Annotated in this window: 21 protein-coding genes and 1 pseudogene; 15 read left to right on the top strand and 7 right to left on the bottom strand. The window is 68.1% G+C overall.

The features are described from left to right. Positions 1–130: 130 nt before the first annotated feature. The 3 genes and pseudogenes from V8246_RS11725 to V8246_RS11715 form a co-directional block, all read left to right on the top strand. Positions 131–1,639, top strand: a pseudogene (locus V8246_RS11725) (serine hydrolase); the annotation flags it as partial. Next, positions 1,637–2,323 (top strand): M15 family metallopeptidase, encoded by a 687-nt coding sequence (locus V8246_RS11720; RefSeq protein ID WP_336189518.1) that lies wholly within the window; start codon positions 1,637–1,639, stop codon positions 2,321–2,323. The pseudogene V8246_RS11725 and the gene V8246_RS11720, both read left to right, overlap by 3 nt. Continuing rightward, positions 2,320–3,585: an FAD-dependent oxidoreductase gene (locus V8246_RS11715; protein ID WP_336189301.1), complete on the top strand. Its 1,266-nt coding sequence runs from the start codon at positions 2,320–2,322 to the stop codon at positions 3,583–3,585. The genes V8246_RS11720 and V8246_RS11715 overlap by 4 nt, the downstream gene beginning before the upstream one ends. Before the next feature lie 180 nt (positions 3,586–3,765). On the opposite strand, the gene trmL is transcribed toward V8246_RS11715, so the two are convergent. The 3 genes from trmL to V8246_RS11700 form a co-directional block, all read right to left on the bottom strand. Next, positions 3,766–4,245 (bottom strand): tRNA (uridine(34)/cytosine(34)/5-carboxymethylaminomethyluridine(34)-2'-O)-methyltransferase TrmL, encoded by a 480-nt coding sequence (gene trmL / locus V8246_RS11710; protein WP_313223096.1) that lies wholly within the window; start codon positions 4,243–4,245, stop codon positions 3,766–3,768. Positions 4,246–4,352: 107 nt separating this feature from the next. After that, on the bottom strand, positions 4,353–4,742 hold the full coding sequence (locus V8246_RS11705; RefSeq protein WP_336189300.1) for a hypothetical protein: 390 nt from the start codon (positions 4,740–4,742) through the stop codon (positions 4,353–4,355). A 394-nt stretch (positions 4,743–5,136) separates the two neighbouring features. Then, the gene (locus tag V8246_RS11700; RefSeq protein ID WP_336189299.1) at positions 5,137–5,841 is read right to left on the bottom strand and encodes an SDR family oxidoreductase; all 705 of its coding nucleotides are present in this window, start codon (positions 5,839–5,841) and stop codon (positions 5,137–5,139) included. A 145-nt stretch (positions 5,842–5,986) separates the two neighbouring features. Between V8246_RS11700 and V8246_RS11695 the strand changes: the two genes are divergently transcribed. The 5 genes from V8246_RS11695 to V8246_RS11675 all read left to right on the top strand — a co-directional run bounded on the left by V8246_RS11695 (position 5,987) and on the right by V8246_RS11675 (position 12,476). Next, the gene (locus V8246_RS11695; protein WP_336189298.1) at positions 5,987–8,851 is read left to right on the top strand and encodes a pitrilysin family protein; all 2,865 of its coding nucleotides are present in this window, start codon (positions 5,987–5,989) and stop codon (positions 8,849–8,851) included. Between the two features lie 100 nt (positions 8,852–8,951). Further along, positions 8,952–9,269, top strand: a complete 318-nt coding sequence (locus V8246_RS11690; protein ID WP_336189297.1) for a DUF4156 domain-containing protein — start codon at positions 8,952–8,954, stop codon at positions 9,267–9,269. A gap of 122 nt (positions 9,270–9,391) precedes the next feature. Continuing rightward, positions 9,392–10,408 (top strand): 3-oxoacyl-ACP synthase III, encoded by a 1,017-nt coding sequence (locus tag V8246_RS11685; RefSeq protein WP_298150234.1) that lies wholly within the window; start codon positions 9,392–9,394, stop codon positions 10,406–10,408. A gap of 80 nt (positions 10,409–10,488) precedes the next feature. Then, positions 10,489–11,550, top strand: a complete 1,062-nt coding sequence (locus tag V8246_RS11680) for a DUF4325 domain-containing protein (RefSeq protein WP_336189295.1) — start codon at positions 10,489–10,491, stop codon at positions 11,548–11,550. A 20-nt stretch (positions 11,551–11,570) separates the two neighbouring features. Next, complete coding sequence (locus tag V8246_RS11675; protein ID WP_336189294.1) at positions 11,571–12,476, top strand: alpha/beta fold hydrolase; 906 nt, start codon at positions 11,571–11,573, stop codon at positions 12,474–12,476. 218 nt (positions 12,477–12,694) lie between these two features. On the opposite strand, the gene V8246_RS11670 is transcribed toward V8246_RS11675, so the two are convergent. Further along, positions 12,695–13,075, bottom strand: a complete 381-nt coding sequence (locus tag V8246_RS11670; RefSeq protein WP_336189517.1) for a YkgJ family cysteine cluster protein — start codon at positions 13,073–13,075, stop codon at positions 12,695–12,697. Between the two features lie 92 nt (positions 13,076–13,167). Between V8246_RS11670 and oleC the strand changes: the two genes are divergently transcribed. The 5 genes from oleC (at position 13,168) to ubiB (ending at position 18,646) form a co-directional block, all read left to right on the top strand. Next, a complete protein-coding gene (gene oleC / locus V8246_RS11665) occupies positions 13,168–14,811 on the top strand; it encodes an olefin beta-lactone synthetase (protein ID WP_336189293.1) in 1,644 nt (547 codons plus the stop codon). Next, complete coding sequence (gene oleD / locus V8246_RS11660; RefSeq protein ID WP_271250975.1) at positions 14,808–15,809, top strand: 2-alkyl-3-oxoalkanoate reductase; 1,002 nt, start codon at positions 14,808–14,810, stop codon at positions 15,807–15,809. Before oleC ends, oleD begins: the two co-directional genes overlap by 4 nt. Before the next feature lie 271 nt (positions 15,810–16,080). Further along, positions 16,081–16,239, top strand: coding sequence for a DUF1328 domain-containing protein (locus V8246_RS11655; RefSeq protein ID WP_082563134.1), 159 nt, complete (start codon positions 16,081–16,083; stop codon positions 16,237–16,239). A gap of 116 nt (positions 16,240–16,355) precedes the next feature. After that, the gene (locus tag V8246_RS11650; RefSeq protein ID WP_336189292.1) at positions 16,356–16,997 is read left to right on the top strand and encodes an SCP2 sterol-binding domain-containing protein; all 642 of its coding nucleotides are present in this window, start codon (positions 16,356–16,358) and stop codon (positions 16,995–16,997) included. Continuing rightward, positions 16,994–18,646 (top strand): ubiquinone biosynthesis regulatory protein kinase UbiB, encoded by a 1,653-nt coding sequence (gene ubiB, locus V8246_RS11645; protein ID WP_336189290.1) that lies wholly within the window; start codon positions 16,994–16,996, stop codon positions 18,644–18,646. Before V8246_RS11650 ends, ubiB begins: the two co-directional genes overlap by 4 nt. Positions 18,647–18,708: 62 nt before the next feature. On the opposite strand, the gene V8246_RS11640 is transcribed toward ubiB, so the two are convergent. Beyond that, on the bottom strand, positions 18,709–19,137 hold the full coding sequence (locus V8246_RS11640; RefSeq protein ID WP_336189289.1) for a hypothetical protein: 429 nt from the start codon (positions 19,135–19,137) through the stop codon (positions 18,709–18,711). Positions 19,138–19,244: 107 nt separating this feature from the next. On the opposite strand from V8246_RS11640, the gene V8246_RS11635 reads away from it, so the two are divergent. After that, positions 19,245–19,811, top strand: coding sequence for a type 1 glutamine amidotransferase domain-containing protein (locus V8246_RS11635; protein WP_336189288.1), 567 nt, complete (start codon positions 19,245–19,247; stop codon positions 19,809–19,811). Between the two features lie 33 nt (positions 19,812–19,844). On the opposite strand, the gene V8246_RS11630 is transcribed toward V8246_RS11635, so the two are convergent. Next, positions 19,845–20,255 carry a hypothetical protein gene (locus V8246_RS11630; protein WP_336189287.1) on the bottom strand — a complete coding sequence of 137 codons (411 nt, stop codon included), beginning with the start codon at positions 20,253–20,255 and terminating at the stop codon, positions 19,845–19,847. Between the two features lie 131 nt (positions 20,256–20,386). Between V8246_RS11630 and V8246_RS11625 the strand changes: the two genes are divergently transcribed. Then, the gene (locus tag V8246_RS11625) at positions 20,387–21,220 is read left to right on the top strand and encodes an endonuclease/exonuclease/phosphatase family protein (RefSeq protein ID WP_336189286.1); all 834 of its coding nucleotides are present in this window, start codon (positions 20,387–20,389) and stop codon (positions 21,218–21,220) included. Between the two features lie 422 nt (positions 21,221–21,642). Here the strand turns inward: V8246_RS11625 and V8246_RS11620 are convergent, their stop codons facing one another. Next, positions 21,643–24,429: a pitrilysin family protein gene (locus V8246_RS11620; RefSeq protein ID WP_336189285.1), complete on the bottom strand. Its 2,787-nt coding sequence runs from the start codon at positions 24,427–24,429 to the stop codon at positions 21,643–21,645. Positions 24,430–24,436 lie beyond the last annotated feature (7 nt).

Here is a 24,436-nt window from a genome sequence, read left to right as displayed (position 1 = left end):
GCGGCCGGTCGCTGGACCGGCCGTGCCGCATCAGTACGAACGCCACGTCGCTACGGTGGCGGAGGAAGCAAGCGTGCGAAAGACAACGAACCTGCTTCGGCCATCCCGGGGATGGCGGCAGGCATGCGCGATGCTGCTGGCCCTCTCGGGGCTGGCTGGTGGCCAGGTGCTGGCCGGTGACGATGGCCTGCGTGCGGCCCGCGACCGGGCCGTCGTCGAGGCCTTCGAACACTACCGCCTGCCCGGCCTTGCCGTCGGCGTGATCCGCGACGGCGAGATCGTCTACACGCGCACCTTGGGCGAACGCGAAGCCGGCGGCGGAGAACGGATCGACAGCGCCACGCTGTTCAAGATCGCCTCCAACAGCAAGGCGATGACGGCCGGCGTGCTGGCGCGCCTGGTCGATGCCGGCAAGTTGAAGTGGGACGACCCGGTCACGAAGCACCTGCCGCAGTTCCGCATGCACGACCCGTGGGTCACGCAGCAGATGCAGGTGCGCGACCTGCTGATCCACAACAGCGGCCTGGGCCTGGGCGCCGGCGACCTGATGCTGTGGCCGGAGCCCAACCGGTTCACCCGCGCCGACATCATCGCAGGCCTGCAGCACCTGAAGCCCACCCACAGCTTCCGTGCCGCTTACGCCTACGACAACCTGTTGTACGTGGTCGCCGGCGAAGTGGCCGCCGCGGCAGGCGGCGCGCCCTACGAGGCGCTGGTCAAGCGTGAACTGTTCCAACCGCTCGGCTTGTCGCGCTGCCAGGTGGGTGAATGGAACCGCGCCGAGGTTGGCAACGTGGCGCAGCCGCACATGCGCACGCCGCAGGGCAACCGGGTCATCCGCGAGGACGCGGTCCTGGTGCCCAACGTCACCTCGATGGCCGCCGGCGGCATCCGTTGCAGCCTCGACGACATGCTGTCCTGGATGCGCATGTGGCTGTCACCGGACGCGCAGCCGGCCTGGTTGTCGCCCGCGCAGCGCCGGGCCGTCTGGACGGCCCACATGCCGATGCCGGTGAGCGCGCGCATGCGCGCCTGGGACAACAGCCACTTTTCCGCCTATGGCTACGGATGGCGGCTGTCCGACGTCGACGGCGTCTGGAAGGTGGCCCACACCGGGACGCTGGCGGGCATGTATTCGTCGGTGATCCTGCTGCCCGATCAGCGCACCGGCATCGTCATCCTGATCAATGGCGAAGGCGAGGCCGCACGCACCGCGCTGGGGCAAGTGCTGACCAAGCAGATCACCCGGCCCGGCGAGACGCACAGCGTGGCGCACTACGCCGCGCTGCTGGACGAGGAGCGCGCGGGCGAACGCGCCGCCAAACCCAAGCCGGACACCCGTCATCGCAAGCCCGCCAGCGCGGCGGCGCTGTCAGCCTGGACGGGCCGCTACCGGGATCCCTGGTTCGGCGATGTGACGGTGTGCGCGCACGGCGATCGCGTGCGCTTCGCGTCGGCGCGTTCGCCCATGCTCACCGGCACCGTGATGCAGGTGGACGGGCGCTGGCTGGTCGACTGGGACGAAGACAGCGTCGACGCCGAGCCCTGGCTGCATTTCGCGGCCGATGCCGGGTCGACCACGCTGGCGCTTTCGCACGTGGATCCCGAAGCGGACTTCAGCTACGACTATCAGGACCTGGCCTTCACCCGCGTGGCGGCGTGCGATGCGGCACCCACGGCGAAGGTCGATGTATCGCCGGCCACCGATGCGGCCACCGCGGGCCTGGTGGATGTTGCGCCGTTGGCCAAGGGCGTGCAGTTGGACATGCGCTATGCCGGCACCGCCAACTTCACTGGCGCGCGCGTGCCCGGCTATGAGGCCAACACCTGCCTGCTGCTGGCGCCGGTGGCGCAGGCGCTGGCGAAGGTGCAGGCGGACGTGCAACGCGAGGGCCTGTCGCTGAAGCTGTTCGACTGCTACCGGCCGGTGCGGTCGGTGAAGCATTTCGTGGCCTGGGCACGCGACGCCGCCGACCAGCGCACCAAGCCTGCGTTCTATCCGAACGTCGAGAAAGCGGCGTTGCTCGATGGCTACATCGCGGAAACCTCCGGGCATAGTCGCGGCGCCACACTGGATCTCACGCTGACCCGCTGTGAGCGCGGAACCTGCATCGACCTGGACATGGGCACGCCCTTCGACTTCTTCGATCCCCGCGCCAACACCGCGCATGCCGACCTGTCGCCTGCACAGAGGGCCAACCGCGCGCGCCTGCTCGATGCGATGGCGAGACACGGGTTCCATAATTACCCGATGGAATGGTGGCACTTCACCTTCCGGCCCGAGCCCTCCCCCCAAACCGCGTACGACGTTCCGATCCAATGACTTCCTCCCCCTCCTCCCTGCCGCCGCGCACTGCCGATGTCGCGGTGATCGGCAGCGGCATCGTCGGCCTGTCGACGGCGCACCACCTGCTCGACCGCGGCCTGTCCTGCATGCTGATCGATCCCAAGGGTCCGGCGGGCGAGACGTCGTTCGGCAACGCGGGCTCTATTTCCGTCGGCAACGTGATGCCGCAGTCGACGCCGGGCATCGTGGTGAAGGCGCTGCGCATGCTCGCCAACCCGCTGGCCCCGCTGAAGCTGGACTGGGGCGTCAGCCCTTCGTACGCCCGCTGGCTGCTGCAGTTCCTGGTGCAGGGACGTCCGCAGCACGTGCTGCCGATCATCGATGCGCTGAGTGCGATCAACCGCGCTTCTCGCCACGCCTGGCTCGATCTGGGTGAGCGCATCCAGGCGCAGGACCTGATCGCACATACCGGCTACCTGCACGTCTACAGCGAACAGGAGACGTTCGAGAAGGGCGAGTGGGAGCGCGACCTGATGCGCAGGCACGGCGTCGCCTTCGACGTATTGGATGCCGCGCAGCTGCGCGAACTGGAGCCCGGGATTGGCACGGGCTTCCAGCGCGCGGTGTTCCAGCGCGAATCGCTGGCGATGCGCGACCCGGGCGATTTCTGCCGGCGCCTGTTCAACCACCTGAGCGCGCGCGGCGCCATGCCGCTGACCGCGAGCGTATCGTCGATCGCGCGCCGCGATGGCGGCTACCAGGTCGATACCGACCATGGTCCGGTGCACGCAGGCCGTGTCGTCGTGGCGGCAGGGGCGTGGAGCAATGCGCTGCTGCGGCCGTTCGGGCTGAAGATTCCGGTGATTCCCGCACGCGGCTATCACCTGATGTATCCGCAGGCGCAGGCCGTGGTCGGGCGTCCCACGCTGTGGGCCGAGCGCTACATGGTGGTGTCGCCCATGCAGGCGGGCATCCGCATGACCAGCATCAAGGAACTGACCGCACTCGACCGCGATCCGCACTATCACCTGATCCGCCGGCTCGACCCGGAGGCGCGCAAGCTGTTCCCCGGCATCACCGGCGAACCGGTCTCGGAATGGGCGGGCAATCGGCCGTGCACGCCCGATTCGCTGCCGATCATCGACCGGGTGCCCGGCGAGGAGATCTTCGTCGCCACCGGGCATGGCCATCTGGGCCTCACCCAGGGACCCGTGACCGGGCGCCTGCTCGATCAGTTGATGGCGGGTGAGGCGACGGAGATACCGCTGACGCCGTATGGGCTGGCGCGGTTCGGTTAGCCGATCCACTTGTAGGAGCGACGTCAGTCGCGACCCCGGATCGTCAGACCTACGGATTCGCGATCAAAGCGATTTGCTGCCGGCAGCACGCGTGTCTCGTCGCCCCGGTTGCCTGATGGAAGTGCAGCGGCGTCCATGTGTGCGGTCGCGACTTACGTCGTTCCTACAGAAGGGCAACGATCACGCGCCGCCCACGAACCCTGCCTGGCGCCAAACCTCGAACACCACCACCGCCACGGTGTTGGAGAGGTTGAGGCTGCGGTTGTCCGGCCGCATCGGCAGGCGCAGGCGCTGGTCCGGCGGCAGGCCGTCCAGCACGTCCTGCGGCAGGCCGCGCGTTTCGGGGCCGAACAGGAAGGCATCGCCGGGACGATACTCGGGCTGGTCGTAGCGCACCGTGCCGCGCGTGCTCAGCGCGAACAGGCGGCCGGGACGGATGCGCTGCAGGGCCGCTTCGAGCGAAGCGTGGACCTGCAGCGTGGCGTACTCGTGGTAATCCAGGCCGGCGCGCTTGAGCTGCCTGTCTTCCAGCGTGAACCCGAGGGGTTCGATCAGGTGCAGCCGCGCGCCGGTATTCGCACAGAGGCGGATGGCATTGCCGGTATTCGGGGGAATTTCCGGCTGGTACAGCAGGACATCGAGGTCCAGGGCGTCGGTCATGGCGCGCATTCTACGCGGCGCTGCATGGCCTCGCGGGCGGGTGGTGCGGTGGAACTCCGGCCAGGGCCGGCTTGCGTATCACGCGGGTGGAACGTGTTGCCTGCGTATCAACGCGAAGCCAGCTGGCTGGCCAGCACACCTGCCTGCACGGCGACCTGCTGCATGTCTTCCGCCGACGGACGCACGGTGACCACCGGCATGTCGACCACGCGCACCGCCTGCTGGGCGACGAAGTAGGCCAGGTCCTCGGCGGTCGGCGTCACGTTGACGGCGGCCAGGTCGACGATCTTGGCGTCCTTGTAGGTGTGGTAGTGGGCCAGATCGGCGGCATCCGGGGTGACGGTGACGGTCGGCAGGTCGACGATGCGCTCTGCGGCAGCCGTGGCGGTAGGCGCCGTGCTCTCGGCCTGGGTGGCGGAGACGACCATGGCGCCGGCGCACAGGGCGAAGACGACGGCGGCGGTCAGCGGGAGGAGGTTCTTGGCGTTCATTGTCATGCCTCTGTAGTGATGTTGTGGGGTGGTGTGGTAGTAAGGTAGTACACCTAGACAGAGCGGTCAAGCGAAACCTGTTGTTTCGATGAGCTGATTCAGGGTTCAGTCAGGTTTGGTTCGGAACAGCGGGCGTCTTGTTATGGATAGAGCAGGAACCGTGCCAAACGTAAGTTATTGATCCAGTTGAATTTAAATATGGAGCGTTGCTGTCCGGTGTCCGGGTTGCGTGTCCGTCCGGTTGTCCGTCCTGCATGCACAAGACGCGGCCGGGCGAGTGTTGTGACTGCGAACACGCCACCTGGGCCGGAGGCCGGTCAGCTTGGGGTGTGCCGGTTGTGATGCGGTTTAGCCAGGAACCGTTGCAGTTCCACCGGAACGCCGGGGATGACGTTCAGGTTCACCAGGGCAGGGACTGGCCCTGCCAATCGAGGAAGGACCCGCTGTCGTCGGGCGTGAGGCGGTCGATCACGTGCAGCAGCCCGGCAGCGGACTCCTCCACCGACAGCGCGGCGTTCTGACCGCCCATGTCGGTGCGCACCCAGCCGGGATGAAGGGCCACGACGGTGACGTGCCGGGTGGACAGCGCCTGCGCCAGCAGCGAGGTGGCCATGTTCTGTGCGGCCTTGCCGATGGCATAGCTGGGCGTTCGGAATTCCTGGCGCAGGCCGATCGAGCCGACCTCGGAGGAGATGTTGGCGACCACGCCGCCGTCGGCCAGTCGGGGCGCCAGCGCCTGGGTCAGCAGGAACGGGCCCGCCGCATTGGTGTGGAAGCTGGCATCGAGGTCGGCCGGCGCGACCTGGCCGAAACGTTCCCCCCCGCGCAGCACGCCGGCGTTGTTGATCAGCAGGTGCAGAGGCTCTTCGTCGGTCACCAGGGGCAGTTCGCGCACCAGTTCGGCGCGGCTGCGGGGATCGGCCACATCCAGCGGCAGCACGTGCAAGCGCCCGGGATGTTCGCCGGCCAGGGTATTCAGGGCGGTGGCCTTGCCCGGCTGGCGGCAGGTGGCGACAACGTGGCAGTGTCGGCCGAGCAGCTGGCGGACGAGTTCCAGGCCCAACCCGCGATTGGCGCCGGTGACCAGGCAGTGCTTGCGGTCCATGCAACCTCCGGGGAAGGCGCGAATGGCAGGGGCCCACGGACGCATGGGCCATCCGTCATGGCTTGTGGCCTAGTGTAATGAGCCAGGGCCGCGGTTAGCATCGGGCGTTCTGTTTTGCCGATCCCGTATTACAAAGGAGTGTCCGATGCGCCTTACCCGCCGGCCCCGCGCCGCTTTGCTTGCCCTCGCCCTGTCCACCGCCCTCGGCGGCCTGGCCTATGCGCCGGCACCCACGTACGCGAAGCCGGCCGCCGCCGCGGACATCGTCATTCCCTATGAGGAGTTCACCCTGCCCAACGGCCTGCGCGTGATCGTGCATACCGACCGCAAGGCGCCGATCGTGGCGGTGAACATCTGGTACCACGTGGGCAGCAAGAACGAGACACCCGGCCGTACCGGCTTCGCCCACCTGTTCGAGCACCTGATGTTCCAGGGCAGCGAGAACCATGACGGCGAGTTCTTCACCCCCTTCGAACTGGTCGGCGCCACCGACCAGAACGGCACCACCAACCAGGACCGCACCAACTACTTCCAGAATGTGCCCACCACCGCGCTGGACATGGCGCTGTGGATGGAATCCGACCGCATGGGCCACCTGCTGGGCGCGATCGACCAGAAGGCGCTGGACGAGCAGCGCGGCGTGGTGCAGAACGAAAAGCGCCAGGGCGAGAACCAGCCCTATGGCCGCCGCATCATGGCCCGCATGTTCGAGGCGCTGTATCCGGCCGGACACCCCTACAGCTGGCAGACCATCGGCTCCATGGCCGACCTGGACGCCGCCACCCTGGATGACGTGAAGACCTGGTTCCGCAGCTGGTACGGCCCCAACAACGCCGTGCTGGTGCTGGCCGGCGACATCGACGTGGCCACCGCCAAGGAGAAGGTGACGCGCTACTTCGGCGACATTCCGGCCAGCGCCACGCTGGCCGACATGAAGACCCAGATTCCGAAGCACGCCCAGGACACCCGCGAGACCATTCCGGACCGTGTACCGCAGGTGCGCCTGTACCGCGGTTGGCCGGTGGCCGAGATGGGCACCCGGGACGCGACGCTGCTGGACCTGTTCGCCCAGGTGCTGGGCGGCAGCGCGGCCTCGCGCTTCGATACCCGCCTGGTGCACGGCGACAAGATCGCCGACCAGGCCAGTGCCTACCAGTGGAGCAGCGAGATCAGCGGCACCTTCTTCCTGGTCTCGACCGTGAAGGAAGGCGTGGACCCGGCCAAAGTGGAGAAGGCGCTGGACGAAGAACTCAAGCGCCTGATCGCCGAAGGCCCCACCGCCGACGAGCTGGAACGCGCCAAGGTGGCCGGTCGCGCGGCATTCGTGCGCGGCATCGAGCGCATCGGCGGTTTCGGCGGCAAGTCCGACGTGCTGGCCTCGTGCGCCGTCTACCAGGGCACGCCGGACTGCTACCAGGAAGAGCTGGACATCCTCGCCAACGCGACTGCGGCCGACGTGCAGGCGGCCGCGAAGAAGTGGCTGGCGGGTGCGTCGCACACCATCCTCGTGCAGCCCAGCGAAACGCCGGCCTCTGCGCTGCCGGAAACCGTGTTCGCGGCGCCGGCCACTACGCCGGCCGCCACCCCGAAGGTCGACCCGAAGTTCAAGACGGTGAAGACCGACGTCGACCGCAGCGCCGGCGTGCCGAAGACCACCACCTTCCCCGACCTGAAGTTCCCCGCCGTGCAGCGCGCCACGCTGTCCAATGGCATGCAGGTGGTGCTGGCCGAGCGCCACGAGACGCCGGTGGTGCAGGTCAATGTCGAGTTCCCGGGCGGCTATGCGGCCGACGTGGGCAAGAAGCTGGGCACCGCAAGCTTCGCGCTGCAGATGATGGATGAGGGGGCCGGCCAGTACGGCGCGCTGGCGCTCGCCGCACGCAAGGAAGCCCTGGGCGCGGAGCTCAGCACCGCCGGCGGACTGGATTCGGCCTCGGTAAGCCTGTCCGCGCTGACCGAGAAGCTGGAGCCGTCGCTGGACCTGCTGGCCGACTTGCTGCGCCGGCCGACCTTCGATCCGGCCGAAATCGAGCGCGTGCGCGCCACCTGGATCGCCGGCATCAAGCAGGAAAAAGCACGTCCGCAGACCGCCGCACTGCGCACGCTGCCGCCGCTGCTGTACGGTGCCGGCCATCCGTACGCCATTCCGTTCACCGGTTCGGGCACGGAGGCCTCCATCGCCTCGCTGACCCGCGACGACCTGGTCGCCTTCCATCGCGACTGGCTGCAGCCGGACCGGGCCCGCATCACCGTCGTGGGCGCCACCACGCTGGCGCAGATCGTGCCGCTGCTGGAAGCCCGCCTGGGCGACTGGAAGTCCGCGCCGAACGCGCCGAAGCTGCCCGCGGTGCCGAAGGTGGCCAATCCGACCAAGCCGCGTGTGTTCCTGATCGACCAGCCCGGTGCCATCCAGTCCAATGTCTATGCCGCGCAGCTGGTGCCCCCCACCGGCGATGCCGGCACCATCGACTTCGACTTCGCCAATGGGGTGCTGGGCGGCCAATTCAGCTCGCGCCTCAACATGAACCTGCGCGAGGACAAGCACTGGGCGTATGGCGCTTACAGTGGCGCGCGCAACACGCTGGGCCAGCGTCCCTGGTGGGCCAGCGCGGCGGTGCAGAGCGACCGCACGGCCGACGCCATGAAGGAACTGCAGAAGGAAATCAGCCAGTTCGCCACCGGCCAGGCTCCGGCCAAGCCGGAGGAAATCGCCAAGATCCGCGCGGCGAATACGCTGGAATTGCCGGGTGCGTACGAAACCGCCTCGGCGGTGCTTGGCCAGATCGTCTCCAACCAGCGCTATGGCCGCCCGGACGATTACATCGTCCAGTACAAGGCCCGCAACGAAGCCATCGGCGCCGCCGACGTGGCCAAGGCCGCCGCCACGCTGTCGCCGGCGTCCCTGACCTGGGTGGTGGTGGGCGACCTGTCCAAGGTGGGCGATTCGGTCCGCGCGCTGCAGCTGGGCGAGGCGGTCCAGCTGGATGCCGACGGCAACGTGAAGAAGTGAGCCCGCTCGCCGCCCCTCCCTGGAGGGGCGGCCGACGGCCCGGATCGATTCATCCGGGATCGGCCAGAATGCCCGCGACTCACCTCCCAAGGTAACTTCGATGCGTCTTGCCCTCCTTGCCGCGACCTCCGCCATGCTGCTGTCCGCCTGCACCTGGGTGCACCTGGCCCCGGCCGCGAAGAATGTGCGGGTGATCCCCGGCGGCGCGACCCCGGCCGGCTGCGAAAAGCGCGGCGAGGTGTCGGTGTCGGTCAAGGACAGCGTGGCGTTCTACGAGCGCAATACCCTGCGTGTCCGCGACGAGCTGGAAACCCTGGCCCGCAACGAAGCGCCGGGACTGCAGGCCGATACCCTGCAGCCGCTGGGCGATCCGGCCCATGGCGAGCAGCGGTTCGCAGCGTTCCGTTGCGGGCGATAATGTGATCTTTGTCACGCTTTTGCGGCGCGTACGCGCGGCGTGATCGTGCGTAAAGATGCGGTGAAGGCGGGAAGTGAGTACCCTTGTCGCCCCCCTTTGCCTGAGCCTTGGCGCTAACCTCGATGCTCTTCAAGAATGTCTCCATCGCGGGACTGGCGCATATCGATGCGCCGCACACGCTGACGTCCGACGAGATCAACGCCCGCCTGCAGCCCACGCTCGACCGCCTGGGCATCAAGACCGACGTGCTCAACGACATCGCCGGCGTGCACTCCCGTCGCCTGTGGGACGCCGACGTGCAGGCCTCCGACGCCGCCACCCTGGCCGCCCGGAAGGCCCTGCTGGATGCCGGCATCGGTGCGGACAAGATCGGCCTGGTGGTCAACACCTCGGTCAGCCGCGACTACCTCGAGCCGTCCACCGCCAGCATCGTCTGCGGCAATCTGGGCGTGGGCGACGAGTGCCAGACCTTCGACGTGGCCAACGCCTGCCTGGCCTTCATCAACGGCATGGACATCGCCGCCCGCATGCTGGAGCGTGGCGAGATCGACTACGCGCTGGTGGTCGATGGCGAAACCGCCAACCTGGTCTACGAGAAGACCATCGAGCGCCTCAATGCGCCCGACGTCACCGAACAGCAGTTCCGCGACGAACTGGCCGCCCTGACCCTGGGCTGCGGCGCCGTGGCGATGGTGATGGCGCGTCGCGAACTGGCGCCGGAAGCCCCGCGTTACAAGGGCGGCGTGACCCGTTCGGCCACCGAGTGGAACAAGCTCTGCCGCGGCAACCTCGACCGCATGGTCACCGATACCCGCATGCTGCTGATCGAGGGCATGAAGCTGGCCAACAAGACCTTCGCCGCCGCCAAGGTGGCGCTGGGCTGGGCGGTGGACGAGCTGGACCAGTTCGTCATCCACCAGGTCAGCCGGCCGCACACCCAGGCCTTCATCAAGTCCTTCGGCATCGACCCGAAGAAGGTGATGACCATCTTCACCGAACACGGCAACATCGGCCCGGCCAGCGTGCCGATCGTGCTGAGCAAGCTGAAGGAACTGGGCAAGCTGAAGAAGGGCGACCGCATCGCCCTGCTTGGCATCGGCTCGGGCCTGAACTGCACGATGGCCGAGGTGGAGTGGTGATTCTCTCCATCAAGTGAGATTTTCTTTTGAGTTAGTGCGTTTAACTTTCAAGTGAGCGCGCTTAACTTTACAATCCGTGCATGGCACGTCCAGACCGCTCCGAAGATATCGAACGTGCTTTGCTGCGTGAGGTCGATGCCCATCCGCAGGACCTCGTGCGGGTAGTGGCCAACCTGATGCGCCTGAGCAGGACGGCCGTGGCGGCGCGCGTGAGAGTATTGGTCGAAGCGGGTTTCCTCGAGAAGGAAGGGACCACGCGCCCCACCTATCGCCGTGGACCCAACCGCCGCGCCGAATTCCGTCATGCACTCGCGGATCTGCAGGAAGACCGGGTCTGGTCGCACGACGTGGCGCCGCTGCTGCGCGGCCTGTCCGCGAACGTGCTGGATATCTGCCATCACGCGATCACCGAGATGGTCAACAACACCATCGATCATTCGGAAGGCAGTGAAGTCCGCATCGAGGTGGTGATGAAAGAAGGGCGGGTCGAGCTGTCCGTCGTGGACGACGGTATCGGGATCTTCCGCAAGATCACGCGCGCCCTTTCCCTGCCGGATGAGCGCCTCGCGTTGCTGGAGTTGTCCAAGGGCAAGCTGACCACCGATCCCAAGCGCCACTCGGGGGAGGGCGTTTTTTTCACGTCCCGCATGTTCGATCACTTCGAGATAGTGTCGGGGGGACTTGTCTTCGACCACGATGCCACCGAACCGGACGACATCCTGCTGGACATCGATGAATCAGCGGATGTCGGTGGTACCGCAGTCCGCATGGCGATCGCTGCCGATTCCCCGCGAACCGCAAGGCAGGTCTTCGATGCGTTCTCCAGCGGGCCGGACGAGTACGCATTCGCCAAGACCGTGGTGCCGGTACGTCTGGCCAAGGTGGGGGACGAAAACCTTATTTCCCGGTCCCAGGCCAAGCGCCTGCTGCTGCGCGTCGATCGATTCCGCTGCGTCATGCTGGATTTCGAGGGCGTGACAACCATCGGGCAAGCCTTCGCCGACGAGATATTCCGCGTGTTCTCCAACGAGCATCCCGAGGTCGAACTCGTCGCGATCCATGCGGTGCCGGAGGTTCAGCAGATGATCCGCCGCGCGGAAGTCCTTCGAGACGAGGGCGGCGACCAGCTTTCGCTGTTGTAAGCCATGAACGCAGAGATCCCATGAACCTTCCCGGCTATCCCTCCCAACCGAAGCGCTTCGAGGTCCGACCGGGCCTGTCGATGAACTACCTCGACGAAGGCCCGCGCGACGGCGAGGTGGTGGTGATGCTGCACGGCAATCCGTCGTGGAGCTACTACTGGCGCACGCTGGTGGCGGGTCTGTCCGACCCCGCTGCTGGCAAGCGTTATCGCTGCATCGTGCCCGACCACATCGGCATGGGCCTGTCGGACAAGCCCGACGACAGTCGCTATGAATACACCCTGCAGTCGCGCGTGGACGACGTGGCCGCGCTGTTGCGCCATCTGGGCATCACCGGTCCGGTGACGCTGGCCGTGCACGACTGGGGCGGCATGATCGGTTTCGGCTGGGCGCTCTCGCACGCCGCGCAGGTCAAGCGCCTGGTGATCACCAACACCGCGGCGTTCCCGATGCCCGCGGCGAAGAAGATGCCCTGGCAGATCGCGCTCGGCCGCGATTGGACGATCGGCGAATGGATCATCCGCGGCTTCAACGCCTTCTCCGCCGGTGCCTCGTGGATCGGCGTGGAGCGCCGCATGCCGGCCGACGTGCGCCGCGCGTACGTGTCGCCCTACGACACCTGGGCCAACCGCATCGCCACGATCCGCTTCATGCAGGACATCCCGCTCGGGCCGCAGGACAAGGCGTGGCCGCTGCTCGAAGCCGCCGGCAAGGCGCTGCCGTCGTTCGCCGACCGTCCGGCGTTCCTGGGCTGGGGGCTGAAGGACTTCGTGTTCGACAGGCATTTCCTCGACGGTTTCCGTGCCGCGCTGCCGAAGGCGGAAGTGCATGCCTACGAAGATGCCGGCCACTACGTGCTGGAAGACAAGCACGAGATCCTGGTGCCGCTGATCCGCGACTTCCTGGATCGCCATCCGCTGGATTGAATCTTTCTCCGCACCGGGCTGATCCCTTCTCCCTGCGCCAGCGGGGCGAGGTGCCGAAAGCCTGCCCCGGACCTGATACGGGGGCGGATGAGGGGCGCTCTTGCCGTTGCTTTGCTTGAGGGATGCCCGAGCGGCTCGCCTCGCCTCCCCTCAGCCGGCGCTGCGCGCCACCCCGTACCGAGTACGGGGCAGGCTCTTCTCCCGCAAGGGGAGAAGGCTCAAAGCGCCGGCAACGGGTTCTTCTCGGCCTCCACCACACCCGCCCAATCCGCCTCCACCAGCAGCGGCAACCCATGCGCCAGCCTCGCCTTGTCGCACTGTGCGCTGCGTTCGCCGAACTCCAGCGAAGCCGGTACCAGCGCGCAAACCGACGGCCGCCGGTCGTGGATCGTGCAGCGGCTGTAGCGGCCGATGTCGGCATCCAGGGCCACGCAGCGCGGGTCCTTCTGCGAGGTGCCACGCATCACCCGCTCGTGCACGCGCAACGGCTCGGTCAGTTCGATCGGCACCACGCCGCCTTGCTCGGGGTCCGCCTCGCTCCAGTGGAAGCTGACGCGGAAGTGGGCGCAGCAGGCGCCGCAGGTCAGGCAGGGATGCATCTGGGCGGGCTGGCGGCTGGGCGCGGGCGGGACGCGCATTCTGCCAACGCTGCGGGCTGACGCAAGTACCGTCCAGCGGCGACAATGCCCACATGACCGATCCGTGCAACATCGCCGCCAGTCTGCCCCGGCTGGCCCGCGAGCAGCCCGACCGCGTGGCCATGCGTTGCCCCGATGGCGCCGGCCGCTACACCCGCGAGCTCACCTACGCGCAGCTCGATGCCCGCAGCGATGCCATCGCGGCCGGTCTGGGCGCCTACGGCATCGGCCGCGGCAGCCGCACGGTGGTGATGGTGCGGCCCACGCCCGAGTTCTTCCTGCTGATGTTCGCGCTGTTCAAGGCCGGCGCCGTACCGGTACTGGTGGACCCCGGCATCGACCGGCGCGCGCTGAAGCAGTGTCTGGACGAAGCCGAGCCGGAGGCCTTCATCGGCATCCCGCTGGCCCAGTTCGCGCGTCGCGTGCTGGGCTGGGCGAAGTCGGCGAAGAAGATCGTCACCGTCGGCCCGCGCTGGGCCTGGGGCGGGACCACGCTGGCGAAGATCGAGGCACGCGGTGCCAGTGCCGGTCCGCAGCTGGCGGACACGGCACCCGACGATGTCGCCGGTATCCTGTTCACCAGCGGCTCCACCGGCGTGCCGAAGGGCGTGGTCTACCGCCATCGCCATTTCGTCGCCCAGATCGACCTGCTGCGCAATGCCTTCGGCCTGCAGCCGGGCGGCGTGGATCTGCCCACGTTCCCACCGTTCGCGCTGTTCGATCCTGCGCTCGGGCTCACCTCGGTGATTCCCGACATGGACCCCACCCGCCCGGCCAGCGCCGATCCGCGCAAGCTGCACGCGGCCATCGCGCGTTTCGGCGTCACCCAGCTGTTCGGCTCGCCGGCGCTGATGAAGGTGCTCGCCGACCACGGCGCGCCGCTGCCCACCGTGCAGCGCGTGACCTCCGCCGGTGCCCCGGTGCCGCCGGACACCGTGGCGAAGATCCGCACCCTGCTGCCGGACGATGCGCAGTTCTGGACGCCGTACGGCGCCACCGAATGCCTGCCCGTCGCCGTCATCGAGGGCCGCGAACTGGAATCCACGCGTGCGGCGACCGAGGCCGGCGCCGGCACCTGCGTCGGTCGTGCCGTGCCGCCGAACGAAGTCCGCATCATCCGCATCGTCGATGCGCCCATCGCCGACTGGAACGACGTCGACGTCGTGCCCGATGGCGAAGTCGGCGAAATCACCGTCGCCGGGCCGACCGCCACCGATACCTATTTCCGCCGCGATGCGGCCACGCGCATCGCCAAGATCCGCGAAGCGCTGCCCGACGGTGGCGAGCGCATCGTGCACCGCATGGGCGACGTGGGATGGTTCGATGGCGAGGGCCGGCTGTGGTTCTGCGGCCGCAAGACACAGCGCGTCGAAACCGCCGACGGTCAGCTCTACACCGAGCAGGTCGAGCCCGTGTTCAACACGCATCCCCAGGTCCGCCGCACCGCGCTGGTCGGGGTCGGCGAACCCGGACGCCAAACGCCAGTGCTCTGCTACGAACTGCAGCCCGGTGTCGGCACCGACCGCGCGCGGATGAAGGCCGAGCTGCGCGCCATCGGTGCGCGTCATCCGCATACCGCGCGCATCGCCACGTTCCTGCCGCACCCGGGCTTTCCGGTGGATATCCGCCACAACGCCAAGATCGGCCGCGAGACGCTGGCCTTATGGGCCGCTGCGCAGAAGGAGCCGCACGCATGAAGATCCTCGTCACCGGCGGTGGTGGTTTTCTGGGCCAGGCGCTGTGCCGCGGTCTGGTCGAACGCGGGCATGAGGTCATCAGCCTCAATCGCGGTTATTACCCCGTGCTGCGCGAACTCGGCGTGGGCCAGGTGCAGGGCGACCTCGCCGATGCGCACGCGGTGCGGCATGCCGCCGACGGCGTGGACGCGATCTTCCACAATGCGGCCAAGGCCGGCGCCTGGGGCAGCTACAAGAGTTACCACGATGCCAACGTGGTCGGCACGCAGAACGTGCTGGATGCCTGCCGGCTGCACGGCATCGCGCGCCTGGTCTACACCTCCACCCCCAGCGTGACCCATCGCGCCACCCATCCGGTGGAGGGCGGCACCGCCGACAGCGTGCCCTACGGCGAAGGCTTCAAGGCGCCTTACGCCACCACCAAGACCATCGCCGAGAAGGCGGTGCTCGCCGCCAACGACGCATCACTGGCGACAGTGGCGCTGCGGCCGCGCCTGATCTGGGGCCCGGGCGACCACCAGATCCTGCCGCGGCTCGTGTCACGCGCGCGCGCCGGCCGGCTGCGCATCGTCGGCAGCGGCGAGAACCACGTCGATACCACCTACATCGACAACGCCGCGCAGGCGCACTTCGACGCTTTCGACCATCTCGCGCCGGGTGCCGCCTGCGCAGGCAAGGCCTACTTCATCTCCAATGGCGAGCCTTGGCCGATGCGCAAGCTGCTCAACGCGCTGCTGGAAACGGCCGGCGCTCCGCACGTGGACAAGCACCTCTCGTTCAAGGCGGCCTACCGCGTGGGCGCGGTGTGCGAGGCGCTGTGGACGGTGTTGCCGCTGAAGGGCGAGCCGCCGATGACGCGCTTCCTGGCCGAACAGCTCAGCACCGCCCACTGGTACGACATGGCGCCGGCGCGCCGCGACTTCGGTTACGTGCCGCGCGTGTCGATGGACGAAGGCTTCGCACGCCTGAGGGCCTGGCTGCGCGATCATCCTGTGTAGGAGGGGCTTCAGCCCGCGCCTGGAACACCTCGCCGTAGATGCGTCGATGCGCGCCACGCCGCGTGGCAAGGGAGTCGACCGGTCTGCCAAGGCATCCCGACGGGAGAGGGGGCGCTCGGCGAGCCTCCAGCAGCCTTCACGCACGAATCACGACGCTGAAGGCCGTCCATATCGCCCCGCGCGACAATCACGCGGCGACGACTTCCCGCATTCCAGCATGGCGCACGCCACTAACGGCTGTACCACTGGCCACATGCCAAAGGGAGTTTCCATGCTGCGCTACGCCATCATCTTCTTCGTCATCGCCCTGATCGCCGCCGTGCTGGGTTTCAGCGGCATCGCCGGCGCCGCCACCAACATCGCCTGGGTGCTGTTCGTCGTGTTCGTGATCCTGGCGATCATCTCGCTGCTGCGCGGCAAGCGCGTCTGACGCCTCACCGTCTCTCTCCGCCGGGACGGCAGGACGCCGTCGAGCCCGCCCCGAGCCTGCATGAAGCAGGCGAACGGGCGGGCGGGGCGTGCAGGCTTTGCCGCTAGAATGGCCGCATGGACCTGTCTCCGTTCGATGCCCTCAAGCCGCTCGCCGGCCGTGCGCTGGAAACCGCGCTCAACCACGCCCTCGCCCTGGATCCCGATACCGAAGCCGCGCTGCGTCCGCTGGAAGGACGCCGCATCCAGGTAGCCGTGGACGCGCCATCCCTGGCGATGGACATCATGGTCGGGGGCGGCCGACTGCAGGTCGGCCCCGCCAGCGAAGTGCGGGAAGCCGATCTGGCCGTGCGCGGCACACTGGGCGGCCTGCTGGGCCAACTGCCGTTCTTCCGTCGCGACCACGCCACGCCGGTCGGCAAGGTGAAGGTGTCCGGCGATGCCGAACTGGCACGCCGCCTGCAGACCCTGGCCGCCCGTTTCGATCCCGACTGGTCGCTGCCCTTCACCCGCGTGTTCGGCGACATCGTCGGCGTGCAGGTCGCCAATGCCTTGCGCGCAGGCCTGCAGCAGGCGCGTGTCGCCGCAGGCAGCCTGGCAGGAAGCGCCGCCGAGTACGTCACCGAGGAATCGCGCGACGTGGTCGGCCGCGAAGAACTCAACGCCTTCCATGACGATGTCGACGCCGTCCGCGACGACGTCGAGCGCCTCGCCGTGCGCATCGGTCGCCTCGCCGCCCGCGTGGAGCACCGCGCATGAAGTCGGTGCTGCGGGCCAGCCGCATCGGTCGCGTGTTGTTGCGGTATCGGCTCGACGACCTGCTGGAAGGCACCCCGGTCGAGCGCTGGCTGAGGCTGGCCCGCCCCTTTGTGCCGCGCGCGTCGGCCGAGATCGCCGCGCAGCCGCGTGGCGCGCGCCTGCGGCTGGCGCTGCAGGAGCTGGGCCCGATCTTCGTCAAGTTCGGCCAGATCCTGTCCACGCGGCGCGACCTGATTCCGCCCGACATCGCCGAAGAGCTGACCCTGCTGCAGGACCGCGTGGCGCCGTTCGACGGCGAACGCGCGCGTGCGCGGGTCGAGCAGGAACTCGCGCGCGACATCCGCGACGCCTTCGAGACCTTCGACACCACGCCGCTGGCGTCGGCCAGCATCGCGCAGGTGCATGCGGCCACGCTGCCGGGCGGGCGCGAGGTGGTGGTGAAGGTGTTGCGCCCGGACATCGGCCGCCAGATCGCGGGCGACATCGCGCTGCTGGAGAGCATCGCCGCCATCGTCGAACGCGCGCATCCCAACGCGGACAAGATCCGCCCGCGCGAGATCGTCGCCGAGATCGAGAACACGCTGGCCGCCGAACTCGACCTGCAGCGCGAGGCCGGCAATGCCAGTCTGCTGCGCCGCAACTGGGCCGGGTCGCCCGACCTGTACGTACCGGAAGTGATCTGGTCGCACACGGCGCAGGGTGCGATGACGATGGAGCGCGTGCGCGGCATCCCGTCGGACGACATCGCCGCGCTGGACGCGGCCGGCATCGACCGCAAGGCGCTCGCCGCCAAGGGCGTGCGCGTGTTCTACCAGCAGGTGTTCCGCGACAACTTCTTCCACGCCGATGCGCACGCCGGCAACATCTGGGTGGATCCGGAACGCAAGACCGATCCGCGCTTCATCGCGCTGGATTTCGGCATCATGGGCCAGCTCTCGCGCGACGACCAGTACTGGCTCGCCGAGAACTTCATGGCGATCTTCAACCGCGACTACCGCCGCATCGCCGAGCTGCACGTGCAGGCCGGCTGGATGCCCGCGCACATCCGCATCGACGAACTGGAAGCCGCCGCGCGCGCGGTGTGCGAGCCGTACTTCACCCGCCCGCTCAGCGAGATCTCGCTGGCCGAAGTGCTGGCCAAGCTGTTCCGCACCGCGCAGCGCTACGAACTGACCTTGCAGCCGCAGCTGATCCTGCTGCAGAAGACCCTGCTCAACATCGAAGGCGTGGGCCGCCAGCTGGACCCGCAGATCGACATCTGGGCCGTGGCCAAGCCGGTACTGGAACGCATCCTGGTGGAGCGCTACAGCCCGCAGCGCGCCGCGCAGGAATTCCGCAAGCGCCTGCCCGAGATCATGACCCACGCGCCGGACATGCCGCGCCTGGTGCATGCGTGGCTGAGCCAGCAGGTGGAGGGCCGCCACGAACTGTCGATGCGGTCCCGCGACCTCACCGAACTGACGCAGACCGTGAAGGGACTGCAGCGCCGCGTGGTGGCCGCCATCCTCGGTGTGGGCCTGCTGATCGTCGCGGCGGTGCTGTATGCGCTGGAAGCCGGCGGTCCGCGCCTGCTCGACATCCCGGCCTCGGCCTGGATCGCGGGCATCGGTGGCCTGTGGGCGCTGCTGGCGGCATGGCCCAGGCGGTGAAGCGAGAAGTGAGTGCAGAGAAGTGAGGAGTGAGCAGAGGCGTCTGGGCTTTCGCTCACTCCTCACTTCTCCCCACTCGTTCCTCGCTTGACCGCCAGCCACCAGCCCAGCCACACCTGTGCGGGCAGTGTCAGCAGGCAGGCCAGCGTGAACCAGCGCGGGAAGTCGTCCCACGCCATCACCGTGACGTACAGGTCCAGCGCCAGGTAGAGCGCGAACAGTGCCCAGGCATGCGCGGTCTTCGCCACCGCTGCGACGCCGACCATCAGCACGCTGCCCACGAGCCCGGCCAGGAACACCCACACCAGGTCGTAGGCCAGTCGGGCATCGCCCCCGCGCGGCAGGCCCAACCGCGACGCCAGCTCGCCACCGGCCAGGTTCACCAGCGGCACCGCGACCACGGCAAGCGCGAGCGCCAGCACGCTCCGCAGCACCACACTGAAGCGACGACGTCCCACACGCAGGCCCTCGATCATGAACGGAGGCGCCATTGAAGCATGGCGTATGTGCGTTGACGCGCTCGCAACGATTCCTTCGCGCCTCGTGCGCATCGCGGGGACTACGGTAGTCGCTCTTCCCCACTGAAGGAGCACACGCCATGAGCCATCTCACCGGAAAGCGCGTCGCCATCCTCGCTACCGATGGATTCGAGCAGTCCGAACTCACCGAGCCGCTGCGCGCGCTGCGCGAGCACAAGGCCGACGTGGACATCGTCTCGCCGGACGGCGGCCGCATCCAGGGTTTCAAGCACTTCGACAAGGGTGATCAGGTCGAAGTGGATCATGTGCTGTCCGAGGTGTCGGCCAAGGACTACGACGCGCTGGTCATTCCCGGGGGCCTGTTCAATCCCGATGCGCTGCGCGTGGACGATCAGGCGCTGGCCTTCACCCGCGGGTTCTTCGAGGCCGGTAAGCCGGTCGGTGCGATCTGCCACGGCCCCTGGGTGCTGGCCAATGCCGACGTGCTGCGTGGCCGCACCGTCACCTCGGTACCCAACATCCGCAAGGACCTGGAGAACGCGGGTGCGAACTGGAAAGACGACGAGGTGATCGTCGACAAGGGCCTGGTGACCAGCCGCACGCCGAAGGACCTGCCCGCCTTCTGCGCCAAACTGGTGGAGGAAATCGCCGAAGGCGCGCACGGCGGCCAGCGGCGTTCGGCGTAAACCCGAGCTCCCAGGCCGGGCTCCCGCCGCCGCTCAGCGCGGCGACCTCGGCTGTTCTAAGGTATCGACGCCAGACGGGCACTGCGGCAGCGGCAACGGACCATACACCTTGAACGTACCGGCGAAGCCGCCCTGCTCGACCACGTAGACCGTGCGTGCAGCGGTGTCGACGTGCAGGAACTGCTGGTAGCCGTCGGCGATCATGCCGGCGTCGGACAGCGGGGTTCCCATCGTGTGATGCAGCCCCGCGGGCGGCGATGCCATCACCGGCCATGCTTGCTGTACGCCGTATGGGCCGACGAAGGGTTTCAGGCGCCGCGCCGCACAGGCGGTTACCGGATCTGCGGGTGCCTGCGTGCCCGTGTCGAGGGTGAGGGTCACGGGCGGCGGAGGCTGCCCGGACGCGGCGGTGGCCAGTACGACGATCAAGGCGTGCGCAAGCATGGAGTCTCCTTTCCTACGTACGCATCTTGCACGATGCGAACGCCTGCGATGGACGCAGGCCGGCCCCGCGTTCGCTCGCGGTTCAACCGCGGCCTGCGAGACAATGGCGGCCCGCCATCGTGGAATCGCTCATGAGCCGTTGGAGTCTGGTGCTGGCAGGCCTGCTGGGCCTTGCGTCGATGCAGGCACGTGCCACCGATCCGCTTTCCGTCATGAGCTTCAACATCCGCCTGCCGGCGGAGAGCGACGGTGTGGATTATTGGGAGACGCGCAAACCGCTTGCGGTGCGCATGCTGCGCGAGCAGCAGCCCGACGTGATCGGCCTGCAGGAGCTGGTGAAGGCGCAGGCCGACTACCTCGCACGCGAACTGCCGCAGTACGCCTGGTTCGGTCGCGGGCGCGAGGCCGATGGCGGCGGCGAACACATGGGCGTGTTCTACCGGAAGGATCGGCTGAAGGTCATCGAGTCCGGCGACTTCTGGTTGTCCGACACACCCGAGGTGCCGGGCAGCATCACCTGGGGCCACCCCCATCCCCGCATGGTGACGTGGGCACTGTTCGAACAGCACAGCGATGGCAAGCGCTTCTACCTGTTCAACACCCACCTGCCGTACCGAGACGAGGATGAAGCCGCGCGCCTGAAAGGCGCGCAGGCCATCGCGCGCCACCTGGCGACGCTGCCGGACGATGTGCCGGTGGTGCTGACCGGCGATTTCAACACCGCGCCCGATTCGGACGTGCATGCCGTGCTGGCTCAGACGCTGCAGGACGCATGGATGACCGCGCCGCGGGTGGAAGGCATCGACGCCACCTTTCATGGATTTACCGGCAAGGCCGACCGGCGCATCGACTGGATCTTCGTCCGCGGCGCCCAGCTGGAGTCGATCACCTCGGTGACCACGCGCTGGAACCATCGGTACCCGTCCGACCACTTCCCGCTGGTGGTGACGCTACGGTTGCCGTAAGCCTCGCGAGCGAAGCTCAATGTGAGAAATATGGGGCTCAGAGCTCCATCGATGGCTTTCCGCGCCTCGCGGGTGGAGCTCAATGTGAGAAAGATGGGGCTCCGTGCTCCATCGATGGCTTTCCGCGCCTCGCGCATGGAGCTCAATGTGAGAGAGATGGCGCTCCGAGCGCCATCGACGGAGCCCGGGGCTCCATCGCCGGGTTCCGAGGCCGGTGTGCAAGGCTTCATGTGGGGCCGGAGGGGGCTCGCCAGGCCTTCGCGACGTTCTGGCACGCGATGACGGCTTTCCCTTCGCCCCGCTTGCGGGGAGAAGGGAACATCTGCGGGGGAGAGGGGAACATCTGCGCGGGACAGGATCTTCTGCGGGCGCGAGAACGAAAACGGCCCCTTGCGGGGCCGTTCGGTGTCACGTCGTGCGGTCTACTTCGTCGGCGCCGCGCCAGCCGCTGCTCCGGCCTTCCCTGCGAAGTCGCCCGCCAGGAACACGCTCAGCGCGTCCGGCTTGAAGTGCTTGCGGATCGCAGCGTTCACCTGGTCGAGCGTGAGTGCCGCGTACTTCGCATCCAGGTCGGCGGTGAACTGCATGGTGCGACCGTAGAACAGCTGGTCGGCCAGCATCCCTGCGACGGTGCCGTCCTCGGCGCGCGCCTGCTGGCGCTCGGTCAGCGTGCCGGCCACGGCGTCCTTCAGCTCCTCCGCGGTGATGCCGTCCTTGACCAGCCTGGCCAGCTCCTCGCGCACCAGCGCCTCGACCTTCGCCATGTTCTCCGGGGCGGCGATAGCCTGGATGCTGAAGCTGCCGGCATCGTCCTTGCCGGTCAGGCTGTCGTCGGCGCGCACGCCGCTGGAGACGCCATAGCTGAGGCCTTCCTGCTGACGGATGCGATCGCCCAGGCGCGACTTCAGCGCGCCGCCACCGAAGATCCGATTGGCCACCACCAGCGCCGGGTAGTCGGCGTCGGTGACCTTCAGCGGCAGGTTGTGGCGGGCCAGCAGGACGGCATTGGGCTTGTCCGGGGTTTCGAAGCGTGCCTGCTTCGTCGCGACCTCGGTGTACTGCGTAGGAATGGAGGCGAACGGCTTGCCGCTCTTCCAGCCGGCGAACAGCTGTTCCAGCTGCGCGCGCACGGCGGCGGCGTCGAAGTCGCCGACGATGGCGATCTCGCCCTGGGCGGTGCCGTAGAAGTCGCGATGGAACGCGCGCACGTCCTCCAGTTCCAGCGCCTTCAGTTCAGCCAGCGATTCATCCAGCGTGCGGTTGCGCAGCGGATGGCCGGCCGGCCACGGATCGAAGTACTGCGCCAGGGCGCGGCCGGCGATGGCGCCGGGCTCGAAGCGCGAGGCCTCCATGCCGGTGATGGCCTGCGTGCGCAGCTGCTCGAATTCGCTCTCCGGGAACGCCGGGTTGCGGAGCACGTCGGCCGCCAGCGCCAGCGCGTCGGCCAGGTGCTCGCGCCGCGTCTGCAGGCCGATGGTGGCGCCCTGCAGGCCGCCACCCACGTTGCCCTGGGTCTTCAGCTGCTCCAGGCGCTGGTCGATCTGCTCGCGCGTCATCGTCTTGCTGCCGCGCATCAGCATGGCGCCGGCGATGCCGGCGGCGCCTTCGCGGCCCTTCAGCGCGGTTTCGTCGGCGAAGCGGAAGTTCGCATCGACGATGACGGTGCCGCCGCGGGTCTTCTTCGGCAGCAGCGAGACTTTCAGGCCGTCGCCAAGGGTGAAGGTCTGGGTACGCGCATCGATGTTCGCCGGCGAGGGGTCGAACACTTCGCCCGCGCTGACCGCCGCGCGCCCGGTGTAGCCATCCACCAGCGTGGCCACCGCCGGCGCGGCGGGGATCTCCACGCGGTCCGGTGCGGGCGTGGGCACGAAGCGGCCCAGCGTGCGGTTGCTGGACTTCAGGTACGCCGCGGCGACGCGGTTGACGTCGGCGACGGTGACCTTCTCCACCGCATCGCGGCTGGTGAACAGCAGGCGCCAGTCGCCGGCGGACTGGAATTCCGCCAGGCCCATGCCCACCGCGTTGACGTCGGTGAGGTACAGCTCGTACGCGTTGGCGATGCGCTGCTTGGCTTCGTCCACTTCCTGCTGGGTGATCGGGCGCGCAGCGAGTTGTTCGACCTGCTTCAGCAGTTCGGCTTCGGCTTTGGCGGCATCGCCGTCGTTGGGCACCACCGCGATGGCGGTCAGCAGGCCAGGGTCGCGCATGGACTCGCCGTTGGCACCGGCCGCCGCGGCCAGTTTGGCTTCCACCAGCGCTTTGTGCAGGCGGCCGCCGGGTGTATGGCCCAGCACGTTGGCCAGTACGCTGAGCGGCGCGTTGTCCGGATGCGCCAGCGCAGGCATGTGGTAGGCGGCCGCGACCAGGCGCAGGTTGCCGACGCGGCGCACGGTGACGTCGCGCTCGCCGTCCTGGGCGGGCTCGGTGGTGTAGAACCGCGGCAGTACGCGTGCGGGCTTCTTCAGCGGGCCGAAGTGGCGCGCCACGCGCGCCAGCACGTCGGCGCTGTCGATGCGGCCGGCGACCACCAGCGTCGCGTTGTCCGGCTGGTACCACTGGCGGTAGAACGCCTGCAGCCTGTCGATCGGCACGCCCTCCACGTCGCTGCGCGCGCCGATGGTGGTGTTGCCGTAGTTGTGCCACAGGAAGGCAGTGGAACGGATGCGCTGGAACAGCACGCTGGCGGGATTGTTCTCGCCGGCTTCCAGTTCGTTGCGCACCACGGTCATCTCGCTGTCCAGGTCCTTCTTCGCGACATTCGAGTTGACCATGCGGTCGGCTTCCATCTTCAGCACCCACTCCAGGGTGTCGGCGTTGGCCGGGAAGGAGGCGAAGTAGTTGGTGCGGTCCAGGCTGGTGGTGGCGTTGAAGTCGATGCCGCGCTTCTTCATTTCGCCGCTGATGTCCGACTGCGTGGGCGTGCCCTTGAACAGCAGGTGCTCCAGCAGGTGGGCCATGCCGGTCTCGCCGTAGTTCTCGTGCACCGAGCCGACGCCATAGACCAGGTTGACGGTCACGGTGGGCTTGGTGGCGTCCGGAAACAGCAGCACGCGCAGGCCGTTGGACAGCGTGTACTCGCTGATGCCTTCGATGCTGGGGCCGGCGGCGACGCCCCTGGGCAGCGTGACGGGGGCATCGGCCCAGGCCGGCTGGCCCAGGGCGAGCGTCACGGCCAGGCCGAGTGCGACAATGAAACGGGGTGACTTCATCCTCAAT

This window comes from Pseudoxanthomonas sp. F11, from assembly GCF_037046485.1.
GTDB lineage: Bacteria > Pseudomonadota > Gammaproteobacteria > Xanthomonadales > Xanthomonadaceae > Pseudoxanthomonas_A.
This window is presented reverse-complemented; position numbering and strand designations above follow the sequence as displayed.

What these genes read in the sequence shown, in the direction of transcription:
- V8246_RS11715 (WP_336189301.1), top strand. Translation starts at nt 2,320, where the DNA reads ATGACTTCCTCCCCCTCCTCCCTGCCGCCGCGCACTGCCGATGTCGCG.
- trmL (WP_313223096.1), bottom strand. Translation starts at nt 4,245, where the DNA reads ATGACCGACGCCCTGGACCTCGATGTCCTGCTGTACCAGCCGGAAATT.
- V8246_RS11705 (WP_336189300.1), bottom strand. Translation starts at nt 4,742, where the DNA reads ATGACAATGAACGCCAAGAACCTCCTCCCGCTGACCGCCGCCGTCGTC.
- V8246_RS11700 (WP_336189299.1), bottom strand. Translation starts at nt 5,841, where the DNA reads ATGGACCGCAAGCACTGCCTGGTCACCGGCGCCAATCGCGGGTTGGGC.
- V8246_RS11695 (WP_336189298.1), top strand. Translation starts at nt 5,987, where the DNA reads ATGCGCCTTACCCGCCGGCCCCGCGCCGCTTTGCTTGCCCTCGCCCTG.
- V8246_RS11690 (WP_336189297.1), top strand. Translation starts at nt 8,952, where the DNA reads ATGCGTCTTGCCCTCCTTGCCGCGACCTCCGCCATGCTGCTGTCCGCC.
- V8246_RS11685 (WP_298150234.1), top strand. Translation starts at nt 9,392, where the DNA reads ATGCTCTTCAAGAATGTCTCCATCGCGGGACTGGCGCATATCGATGCG.
- V8246_RS11680 (WP_336189295.1), top strand. Translation starts at nt 10,489, where the DNA reads ATGGCACGTCCAGACCGCTCCGAAGATATCGAACGTGCTTTGCTGCGT.
- V8246_RS11675 (WP_336189294.1), top strand. Translation starts at nt 11,571, where the DNA reads ATGAACCTTCCCGGCTATCCCTCCCAACCGAAGCGCTTCGAGGTCCGA.
- V8246_RS11670 (WP_336189517.1), bottom strand. Translation starts at nt 13,075, where the DNA reads ATGCATCCCTGCCTGACCTGCGGCGCCTGCTGCGCCCACTTCCGCGTC.
- oleC (WP_336189293.1), top strand. Translation starts at nt 13,168, where the DNA reads ATGACCGATCCGTGCAACATCGCCGCCAGTCTGCCCCGGCTGGCCCGC.
- oleD (WP_271250975.1), top strand. Translation starts at nt 14,808, where the DNA reads ATGAAGATCCTCGTCACCGGCGGTGGTGGTTTTCTGGGCCAGGCGCTG.
- V8246_RS11655 (WP_082563134.1), top strand. Translation starts at nt 16,081, where the DNA reads ATGCTGCGCTACGCCATCATCTTCTTCGTCATCGCCCTGATCGCCGCC.
- V8246_RS11650 (WP_336189292.1), top strand. Translation starts at nt 16,356, where the DNA reads ATGGACCTGTCTCCGTTCGATGCCCTCAAGCCGCTCGCCGGCCGTGCG.
- ubiB (WP_336189290.1), top strand. Translation starts at nt 16,994, where the DNA reads ATGAAGTCGGTGCTGCGGGCCAGCCGCATCGGTCGCGTGTTGTTGCGG.
- V8246_RS11640 (WP_336189289.1), bottom strand. Translation starts at nt 19,137, where the DNA reads ATGGCGCCTCCGTTCATGATCGAGGGCCTGCGTGTGGGACGTCGTCGC.
- V8246_RS11635 (WP_336189288.1), top strand. Translation starts at nt 19,245, where the DNA reads ATGAGCCATCTCACCGGAAAGCGCGTCGCCATCCTCGCTACCGATGGA.
- V8246_RS11630 (WP_336189287.1), bottom strand. Translation starts at nt 20,255, where the DNA reads ATGCTTGCGCACGCCTTGATCGTCGTACTGGCCACCGCCGCGTCCGGG.
- V8246_RS11625 (WP_336189286.1), top strand. Translation starts at nt 20,387, where the DNA reads ATGAGCCGTTGGAGTCTGGTGCTGGCAGGCCTGCTGGGCCTTGCGTCG.
- V8246_RS11620 (WP_336189285.1), bottom strand. Translation starts at nt 24,429, where the DNA reads ATGAAGTCACCCCGTTTCATTGTCGCACTCGGCCTGGCCGTGACGCTC.